We start from the raw sequence: 15,162 nt of genomic DNA, 5'->3' as shown, positions 1-15,162 counted from the left end.
CCACCGCCGGCATGCAGCCCCTGGCCCTGTGGCCCGCCGCGGCGCGCGCGCGCATTGCCGGCGTGCTGACCGACATCGACGACACCCTGACCACCGAGGGCGCCATCACGCCCGACGCCCTCGATGCCCTGTCCGCACTGCGCGCCGCGGGCCTGCGCGTCATCGCCATCACCGGGCGGCCGGCGGGCTGGAGCGAGCCCTTTGCAGCCACCTGGCCGGTGGATGCCATCGTGGCCGAGACGGGTGCCGTGGCCCTGCTGCGCACAGCGCAAGATGCAAGTCAAAACGGCCTTGAGCCCAGCTCTGACAAGCGCTGGCAGCTATCAAAATGGTATTTGCAGGACGCCGCCACGCGCGCTGCCAACTTGGTGCGCATGCAGCAGGTGGCGCAGCAAATCCTGCGCGAGGTGCCCGGCGCCCTGCTGGCGCGCGACTCGGCCGGGCGCGAGACCGACATCGCCATCGACCACAGCGAGTTCACTCAGCTGCCGCCTGAAGGCATTGCGCAAACGCTGCAGATCATGCGCAGCGCAGGCATGACGGCCACCGTCAGCAGCATTCATGTGAACGGCTGGTTTGGCGCGCACAACAAGCTGGTGGGCGCACGCTGGATCGTGCGCAAGCTGCTCGGCCGCGCGCTCGACGATGAGCTGGATCGCTGGGTGTTTGTGGGCGATTCGCTCAATGACCAAGTGATGTTCGAGCACTTTGAGCACAGCGTGGGCGTGGCCAATGTGGCGCGCTTTTTGCCGCAGTTGCAACATCTGCCGCGCTACGTGACACCGGGCGCGCGCGGCGCGGGGTTTGCACAGCTGGCCCGCGCCCTCGTGGATGCCCGCACATCGCGGTAATCAGTGCTGCAGGATTTTGTTGAGAAAGTCCTTGGTGCGCGGCTGGCGGGCTTCGGGATTGCCGAAGAATTCTTCCTTGGGACAGTCCTCCAGCATCTTGCCGCCCACGTCCATGAAGATCACGCGGTGGCCCACTTTGCGGGCAAAGCCCATTTCGTGGGTCACGCACATCATGGTCATGCCCTCGTTGGCCAGGCCAACCATCACGTCCAGCACCTCGCCCACCATCTCGGGGTCTAGCGCGCTGGTGGGTTCGTCAAACAGCATGACGATGGGATCCATGCTCAGGGCACGGGCAATGGCCACGCGCTGCTGCTGACCACCCGACAGCTGCCCGGGAAACTTGTCCTTGTGCGCCATCAGGCCCACGCGGTCGAGCATCTTCAGGCCGCGCTTTTTGGCGTCATCGGGGCTGCGGCCCAGCACCTTGATCTGCGCGATGGTGAGGTTGTCAGTCACCGACAGGTGCGGAAACAGCTCGAAGTGCTGAAACACCATGCCCACGCGGCTGCGCAGCCTGGGCAGGTTGGTCTTGAGGTCATGCACGGGCACGCCATCCACATAAATCTCGCCCTTCTGAATGGGTTCCAGGGCGTTGATGGTCTTGATCAAAGTGGATTTGCCCGAGCCTGAGGGGCCGCAGACCACGACCACCTCGCCTTTCTTGATCTGGGTGGAGCAGTCGTTGAGTACCTGAAAGCTGCCGTACCACTTGGAAACGTTCTTGAGTTCAATCATGGCAATTCCTATACGAGTCGCATCAGCGGATGATGGCGATCTTCTTGTGCAAGCGCTTCACAGCCCAGGACAGCGCGTAGCAGATGATGAAATAGACCAGAGCCGCGGCCAGATAGGCTTCGATGGGGCGGCCGAAGTTCTTGCCCGCGATTTCAAAGCCCTTGAGCATGTCGTAAGCGCCAATGGCATAAACCAGCGATGTGTCCTGAAACAGGATGATGGTCTGCGTCAGCAACACCGGCAGCATGTTGCGAAAGGCCTGCGGCAAGATCACCAGGCGCATGTTCTGGCCGTAGGTCATGCCCAGCGCCTGGCCCGCAAACACCTGGCCTCGCGGGATGGACTGGATGCCTGCGCGCACGATCTCGGAAAAATACGCCGCCTCGAAAGCGATGAAGGTGACCATGGCCGACACCTCTGCACCGATGGGGCGTCCGATGATCAGCGGCACCAGCAGGAAGAACCACAAGATCACCATCACCAGGGGAATGCTGCGCATGCCGTTGACGTAGATGGTGGCAGGCACCACCAGCCATTTGCGGCCCGACAGACGCATCAGCGCCAGCACCGTGCCCAGCACGATGCCGCCCAAGGTGGCAATCGCCGTGAGCATGAGGCTGAAATACAGCCCCTTGAGGACGAAGTTGGAAAACAGCTCCCAGGTGAAGAAGGACCAGTCGATATTCAAATTCATGTCAGTGCCCCCCTCCGCCTGCGGCAATCAGGCCCGGCACGCGCATGCGTTTTTCGATGAAGGCCATGATGCGGTTGATGGCAAACGCCGAAATGACGTACAGCCCCGTGACGGCCAGATAAACCTCGATGCCGCGCGATGTTTCTTCCTGCGCCTGCATGGCGAACATGGTCAGCTCGGTCACCGACACGGCAAAGGCCACCGACGAGTTCTTGAACACGTTCATGGTCTCGCTGGTCAGCGGCGGGATGATGATGCGAAACGCCATGGGCAGCAGCACGTAGCGGTAGTACTGGAAAGTGGTGAACCCCAGCGCCATGCCCGCGTAGCGCTGGCCGCGGGGCAACGCCTGAATGCCCGAGCGTACCTGTTCGGCAATGCGCGCCGACGTGAAAAAGCCCAGCGCAAACACCACCAGCACGATGCTCGGCAGCGACTTCATGGCCGGGAAGATGGCCGGCACGACGTGGTACCACACGAAGATGTGTACCAGCAGCGGAATATTGCGAAACAGCTCGACCCAGGCCGTGCACAGGCGCACCGTCCAGGGCCGCCCCTCCAGCGTGCGCAAGGTGCCAACCAGCGAGCCCACCACCAGCGCCACGATCAGCGACAGCAGCGAGACGGACACCGTCCAGCCCCAGGCCGACAGCATCCAGTCCAGGTAGGTGACGTCGCCGTTTTTGCCGAAACAGCTCTGGCCCACCTCCTGGGTAATGGTGTCCTGGCAGAACACCTGCCATTCCCAATTCATAGGATCACCCTTTCGATTCTTGTGTCCACATAGCCGCCGCATTCAGGCAGGCGCATCGGCACACATAACAAAAAAGCCCCTTCCGGCCTCAAGGCAGAAGGGGCCGTGCCAGGTTTGCAGCTTACTTGACCTCGTAGGCCTCCAAGGGCTTGTCGTTGGGGTGGGCCCAGGCTTCCTTGGTGGCTTCGGACAGCGGCAGGCCAATCTTCACGTTAGCCGGCGGAACAGGTTGCATGAACCACTTGTCATACAGCTTGGCCAGGCTGCCGTCGGCGATCTGGCGCTTGATGGAGTCGTCCACGGCCTTCTTGAAGGCGGGATCGTCCTTGCGCAGCATGCAGGCAATGGGCTCGACCGACAGCACTTCGCCCACGATCTTGAAGTCCGCGGGGTTTTTGGACTTGGAAATGTTGGCCGCCAGGATGGAGCCGTCCATGATGAAGGCGTCGGCACGGCCGGTCTCCAGCAGCAGGAAGCTGTCGGCGTGATCCTTGCCCATGACTTCCTTGAAGGTCAGGCCGTCGGCGCGCTTGTTCTTGCGCAGCGTCTGCACCGATGTGGTGCCCGTGGTCGTGACGATGGTCTTGCCATTCAGGTCCTTGATGCCGGTGATGCCCGACTTGGCGTTCACGGCAATACGCACTTCTTCCACGTAAGTGGTGACGGCGAAGGCCACGTCTTTTTGACGGGCCATGTTGTTGGTGGTGGAGCCGCACTCGATGTCCACCGTACCGTTCTGGATCAGCGGAATGCGGTTCTGCGAGGTGATGGGCTGGTACTTGACTTCCATCTTGGACAGGCCCAGATCCTTGCGGATGTCGGCCAGGATGCGCTCACCCATCTCGGTGTGAAAGCCCACGTACTTGCCGTTGCCCAGCGTGTAGCCAAGGCCCGAAGACTCACGCACGCCCAGCGTGACGGCGCCAGAGGACTTGATCTTGGCAAGTGTGTCGCTGGCCTGCGCAAAGGCGCTGCCAGCGGCCAGAACGGCGAGGGTGGTGGCGAGCAAATGCTTTTTCATCTGAGATCTCCTTGCGGGTGAAAAGTAAGAACAAAACGAATGAATAAATGGGGTCTGCAGCAGCACCGCTGCCGCCGGCCCGACTCTTTCCAGGCGTGATCCGTCAGGGAATACGGAAGTAAGCGCTATTGTGCGTGCCAAGTGGCTCAGAAAGGGACGCGATCCGTAGGGTATTTCCAGAAGTCCCGCAGCAAATAGCTTTCTGGCAGATTCAAGGCGCGGTTGTTGGGCGGAATCGGACGCATGAACCACTTGTCGTAAATCGCGTGGATTTCGCCGCTCAATACCAGTCGGCGCATCTCCTGGTCCACCAGCGCCTTGAACTCAGGGTCGTCCTTGGGCAGCATGATGGCCAGCGGCTCGGTCGTCACGAAGCGGCCCACCACCTTGAACGCCTGGGGGTCAGGTCGTTTGCTCGCCAGGGCATACAGCAGCACGTCATCCATCAGAAAGGCGTCGGCCTGGCCCTTCTCCACCATGATCACCGCTGCCTCGTGATCGGGCGCCTCCAGAATCTGAATTTGCGTGTACCGCTCGCGACGGGCGCGTTCGGCGGCCTTGAGCGGCGTGGAGCCTTTGGTGGACACCAGCCTCTTGCCCTGCATGTCCTCCAGACCGGTCACGGCACTGGTGGCAGCCACCAGCAACCGCGCGCCGGTAATGAAGTGCGGCACAGTGAATGCCACATCCTTGCGCCGTTCGGCATTGTTGGTGGTGGAGCCGCACTCCAGATCGGCCTTGCCGCTCTTGATCGCTTCAAGACGGTCGGCCGAGGTGACCTGCAGCCACTTCACTGGCATGTCCTTGGCACCCGTCTTCTCGCGCACCAGATCGGCCAGGCGCAGGCATAGATCCACGGCATAGCCCACTGGCTTGCCGCCGTCAACATACGAAAACGGCACTGACGATTCGCGGTGCGCAATCACCAGCGCCCCGCCGCTGCGTACCCGCTCCAGCACGCCCGCTGCCTGCACACCTGTGGTGCAGCACAGCATCATCACGGCCAATACCTTCCACTGATGCATGAATCTCATTGGATACCCCTCCTTCGTGTGATTTAGTGTGAGCAATCTTCGCGCCAGGCTGTGACAGTTTGGCACCTGGTACGGGTTTTGCAAAACACGGCAATTACAGAGCCGGTCGCATTTGCGTCAGATGGGATTTTGCCCTCCCTGGGCCTGCAGATAGGCCCACAGCGATTGCGCAAGGCTCTTGGCCGGCTCCTTGCGCGAGGGCTTTTCGCGGTAGGCCCGCACCTCCATCATCATCTGCAGGGCTTCGCCGTCGGGCGGCGCCGCGCTCACCAGCTTGCGCGCGCGCAGCTCTTTCTTGACCGCGCTGTGAGGCAGAAAAGCCAAGCCATGCCCCTGCAACGCCATGGCCTTCAAGCCCTCGGCCATGTCGGTCTCGTACACGCGATCCAGGTGAATGGCCGTGCCCGCCTGCTTGAGGATCAGCTCCGTCACCCGCCCCAGGTAGGCACCCGGTGCATAGCCCAGGTAGGGCAACGGCTCGCCCGCGCGCCCGGGCAGGCAATACAGCGGCTGACCGTCCGGCCCCGGCTTGACGTAAGGGGCCAGCAGTTCCTGCCCCAGCGTCACCATCTCGTAACGGTCAGGGTCCAGCTGCAGGGGCTGCGAGGGGTGGTGGTAGGAGATCAGCAGGTCGCAGCCGCCCTCCACCAGGCGCATCACGGCGTCGTGCACGTTCAGCGCGATCAGGCGGCTCTTGAGCGGCCCGAAATCCTCGCGCAGCGCCGACACCCAGGCCGGAAAGAAGGTAAACGCCAGCGTATGCGGCACGGCAAATTCGAGCATGTCGGTGCCCGCGCTGGTATGCGCGCGCAGCATGGCGCGGGTGTTTTGCAACGCCTGCAGCACCTCCAGCGCCTGGTCGTACAGCGTGTTGCCCGCGGCCGTCAGCCGCGTGGGGTAGGAGCTGCGATCCACCAGATCGGTGCCCGCCCAAGCCTCCAGCGCCTGAATGCGGCGCGAAAACGCGGGCTGCGTCACATGGCGCAACTGGGCCGATCGGCTGAAGCTGCGCGTTTCTGCCAGACTGACAAAGTCTTCAAGCCATTTGGTTTCCATGGCGCGCATTATCGGGCTGCCCGCCCTGCAGCCGCCCGGCCGGTTGCTGACGGACTTGATAGCAGTTTGATAGCAAAATGTGGCCTTGTGCGCCCCAAGCGCCCGCCATCGTCCAGGCCGCCGGTGCACAACACCAGCAGGTTCAGTGACCGCTCTTGCTCCCCTGACTCACATCTGATGCACGTTTGACTCACCTGCCCTGCGCCTTCATGTCCAACCAACCCACCCCGGGGACGACCAGCGATGCCGCCCCCATCCACGCCGAATCCAGCGAACCGCGCTCGCTGCGCATCGAAGACTGGCTTACCGTCATCGTCATGGCGCTGCTGGCCCTCATCACCTTTGCCAACGTGCTGGTGCGCTATTTCACCAACTCGTCCTTTGCCTGGACCGAAGAAATTTCTGTCTTTCTGATGATCGTGCTGGCGCTGGTGGCCGGCTCGGCGGCCGTGGCGCGTGACCGGCACATCCGCATCGAGTTCTTTGCCGAAAGCGGCACGGCCGCGCGGCGCAGGCGCCTGGCGCAGCTGGGCGCGCTGCTGGTGGCCGTGCTGTTCGCGGCTCTTGCGGTGCTCAGCGTGCGCGTGGTCTGGGACGACTACCGGTTTGAAGAAACTTCCCCAGGCATCGGCGTGCCGCAGTGGTGGTATTCAGTCTGGCTGCCGGTGCTGTCGCTGCTCATCACCTGGCGCGCCGTTGGCCTCTTGATCCGCCGCACGCGCCAGCCCGACGTGGAGTTCCTCGGCAACGACGCCGAAGACAACGGGGAGCGCCAGCCATGATCGCCACCCTGCTCTTCGCTGCCTTTCTGGTTCTGATGTTCGTGGGCGTGCCCATCGGTGCGGCCCTGGGCCTGGCGGGGGCCGCCGCCATCGCACTGGCCAATGCCGACAGCCAGTGGTTCGGACTGCTGGCCGTGCCGCAAAACTTTTACGCCGGCCTGGGCAAATACCCGCTGCTGGCCATCCCCATGTTCGTGCTGGTGGGTTCGATCTTCGACCGCTCGGGCGTGGCGCTGCGCCTGGTCAACTTTGCCGTGGCGATGGTCGGGCGCGGCCCGGGGATGCTGCCGCTGGTGGCCATCACCGTGGCGATGTTTCTGGGCGGCATTTCGGGCTCGGGCCCGGCCAACGCAGCCGCCGTGGGCGGCGTGATGATCGCCGCCATGTCGCGCGCGGGCTACCCCGGCAGCTTCTCGGCCAGCGTGGTGGGTGCAGCCGCAGCCACCGACATCCTGATCCCGCCTTCGGTGGCCTTCATCGTCTATTCGGTGCTGGTGCCGGGCGCATCGGTGCCGGCGCTGTTTGCCGCCGGCATGGTGCCCGGCGTGCTGGCGGGCATTGCGCTGGTCGTGCCGGCGGTGTGGATGGCACGCCGCCACCGCATGGGCCAGCTGGAGGCCGACATGCCCCGCCCGCCTTTCTGGCAGAGCCTGCGCGAGGCCTCGTGGGGCCTGGCCGCGCCGGTACTTATTCTGGGCGGCATGCGCGCGGGCTGGTTCACGCCCACCGAGGCCGCCGTGGTGGCCGTGTTCTACGGCCTGTTTGTCGGCATGGTCATCCACCGCACCATTGCCGTGCGCGACCTGTTCCCCATCCTGCGCGAGGCGGGCGAACTGTCGGCCGTGATCCTCATCGTGGTGTCGCTGGCGGGCATCTTCGCGTTCTCCCTGTCCACGCTGGGCGTGATCGACCCGGTGGCCAAGGCCATCGTGAACTCGGGCCTGGGCGAATACGGCGTGCTGGCGCTCTTGATCCTGCTCTTGATCACCGTGGGCATGTTCCTCGACGGCATCTCCATCTTTTTGATCTTCGTGCCGCTCTTGCTGCCCATCATGCAGCACTACCAATGGGACCCGGTGTGGTTCGGCGTCATCCTGACGCTCAAGGTGGCGCTGGGCCAGTTCACGCCGCCGCTGGCCGTCAACCTGATGGTGAGCTGCCGCATCGCCGGCGTGCGCATGGAGTCCACCGTGCGCTGGGTCGGGCCGATGCTGCTGGCCATGTTCCTGGTGATGGTGGCCGTGATTGCCTTCCCGCAGCTGGCCCTGTGGCTGCCCGCACGGCTCGGTTATTGATAAAAACAGGCTGCAGCCCTTTTAAATCAAGCGTTATAAGCTACTTATTTCATAGCAAGGAGACCCCATGAAACTGCGCACTTTCCTCACCTCCGCCGTGGCCGCCGCTGCGGCCCTGGCCTTCGCCGCCCCCGCTGCCCTGGCGCAGACCGACTACAAAAGCGAATACCGCATGTCCCTCGTGCTGGGCCCTGCCTTCCCCTGGGGCAAGGGCGGCGAGCTGTGGGCCAACAAGGTGCGCGAGCGCACGCAGGGCCGCATCAATATCAAGCTCTACCCTGGCGTGTCGCTGATCCAGGGCGACCAGACGCGTGAGTTTTCCGCGCTGCGCCAGGGCGTGATCGACATGGCCGTGGGCTCGACCATCAACTGGTCGCCCCAGGTCAAGCAGCTCAACCTGTTCTCGCTGCCCTTCCTGATGCCCGACTACGCCGCCACCGATGCGCTGACGCAGGGTGCAGTGGGCAAGAGCCTGTTCCAGACGCTGGAAAAAGCTGGCGTCATGCCATTGGCCTGGGGTGAGAACGGCTACCGCGAAATCTCCAACTCCAAAAAAGCCATCAAGACGCCCGAAGACCTCAAGGGCATGAAGATCCGCGTGGTGGGCTCGCCGCTGTTCCTCGACACCTTCACCGCGCTGGGCGCCAACCCCACGCAGATGAGCTGGTCCGACGCCCAGCCGGCCATGGCCAGCGGCGCCGTCGATGGGCAGGAAAACCCGCTGTCGGTGTTTGTCGCCGCCAAGCTGCACACCGTGGCGCAAAAACACCTGACGCTGTGGGGCTACATGAACGACCCGCTGATCTTCGTGGTGAACAAAGACATCTGGAACAGCTGGACGCCGGCGGACCGCGAGATCGTCAAGCAAGCGGCCATCGACGCCGGCAAAGAGCAAATCGCCCTGGCGCGCAAAGGCGTGGTCGAAGCCGACAAGCCGCTGCTGAAAGACCTGGCCGCCAACGGCGTGACCGTGACCCAGCTCACCGCCGCCGAGCGCGCAGCCTTCGTAAAAGCCACACGCCCCGTGGTGGAGAAATGGAAGGGCCAGATCGGCGCCGACCTGGTGAACCTGGCCGAAAAGTCGATCGCCGCGCGCAAGTAAATTTCGCTATCAAAAAAATAGCCTCCAGCGCTTACATATCAAGGGCTGGAAGCTATTTTGATATAGCCGGTCTTTTCAGGCATTCGCGCCCCTGTTCGTTGGCCAAGGCTACGACGATGGGATCACTGAATGGCGACTCCACTGCCCACACCCTCCCGGACTCTGATGGCGAATCCGGGTTGACAACTCACTGGTCGAATTCGGCCTGCACGGTTTCTGCGAGGAATTGGACAAACGCCTTGACCTGGGGCGATGAATGGATGCCCGGCAGGGTGATGGCGTAGAGAGTACTGCCCGGCGTGGGCTCGATCTGGTAGTCCACCAGCACCTGAACCAGCCCACCCCGGGCCAAGTCGCGAGACGCGACATAGACCGGCAACAAACACACGCCCAGCCCGTCGCAGGCCATCTGCCCCAGCAGGGCGTAGTCGGGGCAAGCCACCCGCGAGCGAAGCACCACACGGTGCAGGGCCGCCTCTTTGCGCAGTTGTAACTCCATGCGGCTGCGCATGCCCAGCCAAGCCAGCTGAGCAAGGTCTTCGGGCAGTTGGGGCGTTCCATGTTCGGCCAGATAGGCAGGGCTGGCACAAAAAATCCATTGCGTGCGTCCCAGCACACGGGCCACCTGATGCTGCGACGGTTCGTTAGTGAAGCGAATGGCCACATCGATCCGCTCCTCGATGAGATCCAGTTCACCCGACTTCAAGGTGATTTGCAGGGAAACTGCCGGATAGCGACGGCAAAAAGCCTCGAACAGGGGCACCAGATAAAGCCGGCCAATCGCTGGCGGGCAGCTGACATGCAGCGCCCCACGCACTGCATCGCCCTGCGACAACAGCAGGTTCTTGGCCTGCTCCACCTCGCTTCGCACGGCCAGGCACTGCTCGTAGAACGCAGCGCCCAGGTCGGTCAACACCATCTTGCGGGTGGTACGGCGCAGCAATTGCACGCCGGCGCTGTGCTCCAGCTCCTTGATGCGGCGGCTAACGTTGGAGCGGTCCATGCCCAAACGCCGGGCGGCCATGGCAAAACTGCCTGCTTCCACGACCTCGGCAAAAAACAAATAGGGCGACTGTTCCAACGGCAAAACCTCCGGAGGGCGAGCATAAGGCCTGCGCCCTGCCTCACTGACCGCGTCGGCAGGTACCACGGACGCACTCACCCCGAACAGATGCGTGCGCGGGCCAAGTCGTATTCGGCACGCAACCTGGCCACAATCTCCCGCACTTCAGGCAGATCATAAATTTGCCCCACGCCCTGGCCGGCGCCCCAGATGTCCTTCCAGGCCTTGGCCTTGGAGCGGCCATCGGCAAAACTCATCTTGGCCTTGTCACCCACCGGCAGGTTTTCCGGGTCGAGGCCCACACGCTCGATGCTCTCGCGCAGGTAGTTGCCATGCACGCCCGAGAACCAGTTGCTGTAGATGATGTCCGAGGCGCCCGCCTTCACGATAGCCTGCTTGTAATCCTCGCTGGCGTTGGCCTCGCGGCTGGCGATGAAGCGCGTGCCCATGTAGGCAAAATCCGCGCCCATGGCCCGGGCGGCCAGAACGGCACCGCCCGTGGCCATGGCCCCCGACAGAGCCAGCGGGCCGTCGAAGATCTGCCGCACCTCGCCCACCAGTGCAAAGGGCGACTGGGTGCCCGCGTGGCCACCGGCCCCGGCGGCCACAACGATCAAACCGTCCACACCCGCCTCCAGTGCCTTCTGGGCATGACGCACATTGACCACGTCATGGAAGATCACGCCGCCGTAGCTGTGCACGGTATCGACGATCTCTCGGGCCGGCGCGCGTAGTGAGGTGATGATGACCGGCACCTGATGCTTGACGCAGGTCTCCACGTCCTGCATCAGGCGCCCATTGGAACTATGCGCAATCTGGTTGACCGCGATGGGCCCCACAAGTTGGCCGGGATTGGCCGCCCGGTAAGCGTCCAGATCGGCTTTCATCTGGTGCAGCCATTCGTCCAGCAACTCGGGCTGGCGGGCATTGAGCGCTGGAAACGAGCCCACGATGCCAGCCTTGCACTGCGCCAGCACCAGCTCGGGGTAGCTGACAGTGAACATCGGCGAAGCGATGACGGGCAGCGCCAGGTTCTGCAGCGCGGCGGGGATTCGGGAGGTAGTGGCGTTCATGGTCACTCGTTCAGAAGGTCAGGAATCAAAAAGAGAACCGCGTGCGGGGTCAGTCCAGTGTCACGCCAGAGGCCTTGACCCGCTCCGCCTGCAGCTTGCTGTTGCCGCTCAAGAAGGCCTTGAACTCCACAGGACTCGAAGCCACCGGCACATAGCTGAAGGCATCGATGTTTTTCTGGCGGAAGTCGGGCGTCGTGATGATGGCTCGTGTGCTGGAGGCAATCTTGTCCACCACCGCCGCTGGCGTGCCCTTGGGTGCCAGCAGGCCAATACTGAAGATGGCGTGGATATCTTTGACTCCCGCCTCCTTGAAGGTGGGCACCTGGGGCAAGGCCGCGCTGCGGGCCTCAGACGACACCGCCAAGGGCTTGAGCGCACCGGTTTTCACATGCTGCTCAATCACCGACACGGCCAGCACCGCTGCGTCCACCTGGCCAGCAATCACATCGGGAATCAGGTTGGCCGCGCCCCGGTAGGGTATGTGGGTCATGGAGATGCCTTCCTGCTTTTCAAAGGTCACCATCGGCAGGTGGGCAATGCCGCCCGCGCCGGACGAGCCATAGCTCAGCGGCTTGCCCTGGGCTTTGGCCTTGCGTGCCAGTTCCACGAATTCCGAAACGGTGTTGGCCGGGGTGTTCTTGTGCGTGAACAGCATCAGCGGCAGGCTGACCAGCTGGCTGATAGGCACGAAGTCGGCCTCCACGTTGTAGGGCAGTTTCTTGTAGAGATGCGGGCTCATGGTGAGCGAAGCCTCGGTGCCGGCGAAAAGGGTGTAGCCGTCAGGCGCGCTCTTGGCGACATGGTCGGCGCCGATGATTTCGTTGGCTCCCGGTTTGTTGAGCACCACTACCGGCTGCTTCCAGCTCTCGGACAGTTGCTGGCCCAGGGCGCGGATGAAGTTGTCCACCGGCCCCCCGGCGGAGTACGGCACGACGATGGTTACCGGCTTGGCGGGATAGGTCTGTGCGACGGCGGCCGAAGCCACAAGGCCAAGGACCAGCGCGGTCAGGGTGGTTTTGGTTTTTTGCATGATGTCTCCAGAGTTGTTGTGGTTGCGAAATCAGGCGATGGCCGGGCGCTTGAGGATCAGCAGATCGCTGTGCCCCTCCTGCACGACCTGGTCGTGTTGGTCACGCAGCTGCAGGTGGCGCCCCAGTCGGCCCACGCGGGCGCTCTGGCCGGGGTCGAGCTCCGTAATCGTCATGTGCAAGCGCAGGGTTTGGCCGATCAGGATGGGTGCCTTGAAGGCCCACTCCTTGAGCGACAGCATCGCCACTGCCGTGCCGTCGAAGATCCCCATCTGGTGCATGAAGCCGGTGAGCAAGGCCACGCCAAAGGCCCCATGGACGATGCGCTGGCCAAAGCGGGCGCCAGCGGCAAACTCGGCATCGGCGTGGATGGGGTTCCAGTCGCCCGAAATCATGTTGAACAGGGTGAGGTCGGCTTCCGTCACCGTGCGGCCCGTACTGGTGAAATGCTCGCCCACCGTGAAGTCTTCAAAGTAACGGGGGTTCATACGTGCTCCTGAGGGGCTGGGGCTTCGGCAGCAAGACGTTCCTGCGCCATCTGGCGCAATTGCGCACGGGAAATCTTGTTGCCATTGGCGCCCTGGGTCAGCGGGAAGGCAGGCAGCGTCCACACCCGCTGGGGCACCTTGTAGTTCGCGATGGACTGGCGCAGCTTGGCGATCAGTTCGCTCATGTCTGGCGCACCGCCCGCCTCGGGAACGATGAAGGCCACCGGGCGATCCTGGCCCTGGATCGGCACCGCAACCACCTGGGCTTCACGCACCCCGGACTCCCGTTGCAGAAGCTCTTCGATTTCTGCCGGGTTGACCAGGTTGCCGCCCAAACGCACGGCGTCTCCCAGGCGGGTCTCGAACACCAGGCTGCCATCGGGCCGCAAATGGCCCAGATCACCCGTCTTGAAATAGCCCTCGGTCATGGCTTCCTGCGTGGCCGTAGGGTTGCCGAAGTAGCCTTGGAACAGGCTAGGCGCCTGTATCTCGATCTGCCCCGACTGCCCCTGCGCCAGCAACTGGCCGGTGGCTTCGTCTCGGATGCGGATGCGTGCCAGCGCCCCTGCCACCGGTACGCCACCACCCTCCAGGCGCTGCGTCAGCGGCGCGTCGCTGACCTGAGCCGAGAAAACGGCCAGTACCTCGCTGGAACCATATAGACCGTGCAGCGGAATGCCCCGCGCACAACAGGCCTGGGCGATTTCGGTGAAATTGGACGTAAACGCACCGAAGCCAAAAAAGCGCAACGATGGAAACGGCTGTGCCGCCTTCGAGCTTTCTGCCAGGCGGCGCACCATCTCGTCGCTGCCAAAGCAATGCGTCACCTCGTGGCGTACCAGCAGCGCAGCGGCTTCGTCTGCCTCAAACAAGGCCGGCAAAACCACCGGCGCGCCAGCGGCGAATGCGGCCAGAGTGCTGTTCAGTCCGAAAGCGCCGCATAGAGGTAGCAACGTCAGCAAGCAGGCGCCAGGCTCCCCGAGCCGGTAGGCCGCAGCGCAACGCAGCGCATGGTCCACCAAAGTGCGCTGCGGGTGCATGACCAGCTTGGGCGCCTTGGTGGTGCCCGAGGTTGAGAACAGCACCACCGTGGTGTCGGGGTCTGAATCGTCCTGGCCTGTTTCCGGCGTGCATTGCTGCCAGTTCAACGGAGCCAGCGGCCAGGCCAGCCCAGCGGGAAGGTCCGCAGCACTGGAGGGCGCGTTGCCATCGCTGCCCAACACGGCTATTTGCTGCAAATCGGGCACCCGCGCGGGGTCAAGATCCGCCAGGATGGAGAGAAAGTCCAGCCGCTGGTGGGGCAACTGCGTCACCAGCAAACGGGCGCCGCTGGTTCGCAAGATGTGGGCAACTTCTTCCTGCCGGTAGCGGGTATTGACCGCCGCCACCGTGGCACCGATACGCCCGGCCGCCATCAGCAACGCCAGCCACTCAACCCGGTTCACCAGCCAGACAGCCATCCGGTCACCCGGCCCTATGCCTACAGAACGCAACCAAGCCGTCATGCACTGCACCTGATGCGCCAACGACATCACCGTAGTGGTGCTCTCGCCATGCACAAAGGCCGTGGCCTGCGGATCAGCCTCCAGGCGAGCCTGCATCAGCGCAGAAAAACGTAGATCCGACACGGTCTGAGCTCCTTCAGAAACAACAGGCTTGATGGGCAATCACGACTGCGTGCTTTTTGGTGCACGTAGAGCATCGATTGCTGTTATGGCTGATTGTTTCAGCAGGATCATCGTTTCGGAAGATGGTCAAAACACAATTGATTGGTGCTCAATCCACATCAATTCTTCGGGTTTGTACCAGTACTGCTGCCCGAGCGTGGCCGGCCGCCCGCCAGGCCTGCGCCCGGGAAGCCGGTTTTAAGCGTTGTCAGCCAGCCTGAAAGATGCCCAGGACAGATCAAACCGCCAAGGACAAGCGAGCCCGCAGAAACTGACGTAGACAGCAACCCGCAGCCGATGCATCAAGTGCTGCCAAAAAGCCGATCGCCGCGCGTAAGTAAATTACGCTACCAAAACGATAGCTTCCGGCGCTTGAACATCAAGGGTTAGCGGCCATTTCACCTGAATGCAGCAGGCAACTGCGGTTGCGGCCCTGCTGCTTGGCGGTGTAGAGCGCGCGGTCGGCGCGCGAGTAAACGGCGCCGAAGTGCGCATCGGCCGGGCCCAGGCTGGTCA

Annotated in this window: 15 protein-coding genes; 4 read left to right on the top strand and 11 right to left on the bottom strand. The window is 63.2% G+C overall.

Going from position 1 to position 15,162, the window contains the following annotated elements:
- Window positions 1-11 precede the first annotated feature (11 nt).
- The gene (locus tag AB7E35_RS08940) at window positions 12-851 is read left to right on the top strand and encodes an HAD family hydrolase (RefSeq protein ID WP_428162348.1); all 840 of its coding nucleotides are present in this window, start codon (window positions 12-14) and stop codon (window positions 849-851) included.
- On the opposite strand, the gene AB7E35_RS08935 is transcribed toward AB7E35_RS08940, so the two are convergent.
- From AB7E35_RS08935 to AB7E35_RS08910, 6 genes are all read right to left on the bottom strand, one after another.
- Entirely contained in the window at window positions 852-1,589 is a 738-nt protein-coding gene (locus AB7E35_RS08935; RefSeq protein WP_428162337.1) for an amino acid ABC transporter ATP-binding protein, read from the bottom strand.
- Window positions 1,590-1,611: 22 nt separating this feature from the next.
- Window positions 1,612-2,283: an amino acid ABC transporter permease gene (locus tag AB7E35_RS08930; RefSeq protein ID WP_428162338.1), complete on the bottom strand. Its 672-nt coding sequence runs from the start codon at window positions 2,281-2,283 to the stop codon at window positions 1,612-1,614.
- A gap of 1 nt (window position 2,284) precedes the next feature.
- Window positions 2,285-3,037 (bottom strand): amino acid ABC transporter permease, encoded by a 753-nt coding sequence (locus AB7E35_RS08925; RefSeq protein ID WP_428162339.1) that lies wholly within the window; start codon window positions 3,035-3,037, stop codon window positions 2,285-2,287.
- Window positions 3,038-3,158: 121 nt separating this feature from the next.
- Window positions 3,159-4,058: a transporter substrate-binding domain-containing protein gene (locus AB7E35_RS08920; RefSeq protein ID WP_428162340.1), complete on the bottom strand. Its 900-nt coding sequence runs from the start codon at window positions 4,056-4,058 to the stop codon at window positions 3,159-3,161.
- A 146-nt stretch (window positions 4,059-4,204) separates the two neighbouring features.
- On the bottom strand, window positions 4,205-5,092 hold the full coding sequence (locus AB7E35_RS08915; protein WP_428162341.1) for an amino acid ABC transporter substrate-binding protein: 888 nt from the start codon (window positions 5,090-5,092) through the stop codon (window positions 4,205-4,207).
- Between the two features lie 117 nt (window positions 5,093-5,209).
- Window positions 5,210-6,148, bottom strand: coding sequence for a LysR substrate-binding domain-containing protein (locus AB7E35_RS08910; protein WP_428167431.1), 939 nt, complete (start codon window positions 6,146-6,148; stop codon window positions 5,210-5,212).
- A 209-nt stretch (window positions 6,149-6,357) separates the two neighbouring features.
- Between AB7E35_RS08910 and AB7E35_RS08905 the strand changes: the two genes are divergently transcribed.
- From AB7E35_RS08905 to AB7E35_RS08895, 3 genes are all read left to right on the top strand, one after another.
- Entirely contained in the window at window positions 6,358-6,930 is a 573-nt protein-coding gene (locus AB7E35_RS08905; protein ID WP_428167430.1) for a TRAP transporter small permease, read from the top strand.
- Window positions 6,927-8,225, top strand: coding sequence for a TRAP transporter large permease (locus tag AB7E35_RS08900; RefSeq protein ID WP_428167429.1), 1,299 nt, complete (start codon window positions 6,927-6,929; stop codon window positions 8,223-8,225). The genes AB7E35_RS08905 and AB7E35_RS08900 overlap by 4 nt, the downstream gene beginning before the upstream one ends.
- A gap of 67 nt (window positions 8,226-8,292) precedes the next feature.
- Window positions 8,293-9,327: a DctP family TRAP transporter solute-binding subunit gene (locus AB7E35_RS08895; protein WP_428167428.1), complete on the top strand. Its 1,035-nt coding sequence runs from the start codon at window positions 8,293-8,295 to the stop codon at window positions 9,325-9,327.
- Window positions 9,328-9,514: 187 nt separating this feature from the next.
- Here the strand turns inward: AB7E35_RS08895 and AB7E35_RS08890 are convergent, their stop codons facing one another.
- The 5 genes from AB7E35_RS08890 to AB7E35_RS08870 all read right to left on the bottom strand — a co-directional run bounded on the left by AB7E35_RS08890 (window position 9,515) and on the right by AB7E35_RS08870 (window position 14,607).
- A complete protein-coding gene (locus AB7E35_RS08890) occupies window positions 9,515-10,408 on the bottom strand; it encodes a LysR family transcriptional regulator (protein WP_428167427.1) in 894 nt (297 codons plus the stop codon).
- A 77-nt stretch (window positions 10,409-10,485) separates the two neighbouring features.
- A complete protein-coding gene (locus tag AB7E35_RS08885; RefSeq protein WP_428167426.1) occupies window positions 10,486-11,463 on the bottom strand; it encodes an NAD(P)H-dependent flavin oxidoreductase in 978 nt (325 codons plus the stop codon).
- A 49-nt stretch (window positions 11,464-11,512) separates the two neighbouring features.
- On the bottom strand, window positions 11,513-12,493 hold the full coding sequence (locus tag AB7E35_RS08880) for a Bug family tripartite tricarboxylate transporter substrate binding protein (RefSeq protein ID WP_428167425.1): 981 nt from the start codon (window positions 12,491-12,493) through the stop codon (window positions 11,513-11,515).
- 30 nt (window positions 12,494-12,523) lie between these two features.
- Complete coding sequence (locus tag AB7E35_RS08875) at window positions 12,524-12,979, bottom strand: MaoC/PaaZ C-terminal domain-containing protein (RefSeq protein WP_428167424.1); 456 nt, start codon at window positions 12,977-12,979, stop codon at window positions 12,524-12,526.
- Window positions 12,976-14,607, bottom strand: coding sequence for an AMP-binding protein (locus AB7E35_RS08870; protein WP_428167423.1), 1,632 nt, complete (start codon window positions 14,605-14,607; stop codon window positions 12,976-12,978). Before AB7E35_RS08870 ends, AB7E35_RS08875 begins: the two co-directional genes overlap by 4 nt.
- Between the last annotated feature and the right edge of the window lie 555 nt (window positions 14,608-15,162).

It is taken from the genome of Diaphorobacter sp. (assembly GCF_050251835.1).
Taxonomy (GTDB): Bacteria; Pseudomonadota; Gammaproteobacteria; order Burkholderiales; family Burkholderiaceae_C; genus JBFXIE01.
The sequence above is the reverse complement of the archived record's forward strand: the minus strand, read 5'-3'. Positions and strand labels throughout refer to the sequence as shown.

What these genes read in the sequence shown, in the direction of transcription:
- AB7E35_RS08925 (WP_428162339.1), bottom strand. Translation starts at nt 3,037, where the DNA reads ATGAATTGGGAATGGCAGGTGTTCTGCCAGGACACCATTACCCAGGAG.
- AB7E35_RS08900 (WP_428167429.1), top strand. Translation starts at nt 6,927, where the DNA reads ATGATCGCCACCCTGCTCTTCGCTGCCTTTCTGGTTCTGATGTTCGTG.
- AB7E35_RS08895 (WP_428167428.1), top strand. Translation starts at nt 8,293, where the DNA reads ATGAAACTGCGCACTTTCCTCACCTCCGCCGTGGCCGCCGCTGCGGCC.
- AB7E35_RS08885 (WP_428167426.1), bottom strand. Translation starts at nt 11,463, where the DNA reads ATGAACGCCACTACCTCCCGAATCCCCGCCGCGCTGCAGAACCTGGCG.
- AB7E35_RS08875 (WP_428167424.1), bottom strand. Translation starts at nt 12,979, where the DNA reads ATGAACCCCCGTTACTTTGAAGACTTCACGGTGGGCGAGCATTTCACC.
- AB7E35_RS08915 (WP_428162341.1), bottom strand. Translation starts at nt 5,092, where the DNA reads ATGAGATTCATGCATCAGTGGAAGGTATTGGCCGTGATGATGCTGTGC.
- AB7E35_RS08880 (WP_428167425.1), bottom strand. Translation starts at nt 12,493, where the DNA reads ATGCAAAAAACCAAAACCACCCTGACCGCGCTGGTCCTTGGCCTTGTG.
- AB7E35_RS08940 (WP_428162348.1), top strand. Translation starts at nt 12, where the DNA reads ATGCAGCCCCTGGCCCTGTGGCCCGCCGCGGCGCGCGCGCGCATTGCC.
- AB7E35_RS08920 (WP_428162340.1), bottom strand. Translation starts at nt 4,058, where the DNA reads ATGAAAAAGCATTTGCTCGCCACCACCCTCGCCGTTCTGGCCGCTGGC.
- AB7E35_RS08930 (WP_428162338.1), bottom strand. Translation starts at nt 2,283, where the DNA reads ATGAATTTGAATATCGACTGGTCCTTCTTCACCTGGGAGCTGTTTTCC.
- AB7E35_RS08905 (WP_428167430.1), top strand. Translation starts at nt 6,358, where the DNA reads ATGTCCAACCAACCCACCCCGGGGACGACCAGCGATGCCGCCCCCATC.
- AB7E35_RS08935 (WP_428162337.1), bottom strand. Translation starts at nt 1,589, where the DNA reads ATGATTGAACTCAAGAACGTTTCCAAGTGGTACGGCAGCTTTCAGGTA.
- AB7E35_RS08910 (WP_428167431.1), bottom strand. Translation starts at nt 6,148, where the DNA reads ATGGAAACCAAATGGCTTGAAGACTTTGTCAGTCTGGCAGAAACGCGC.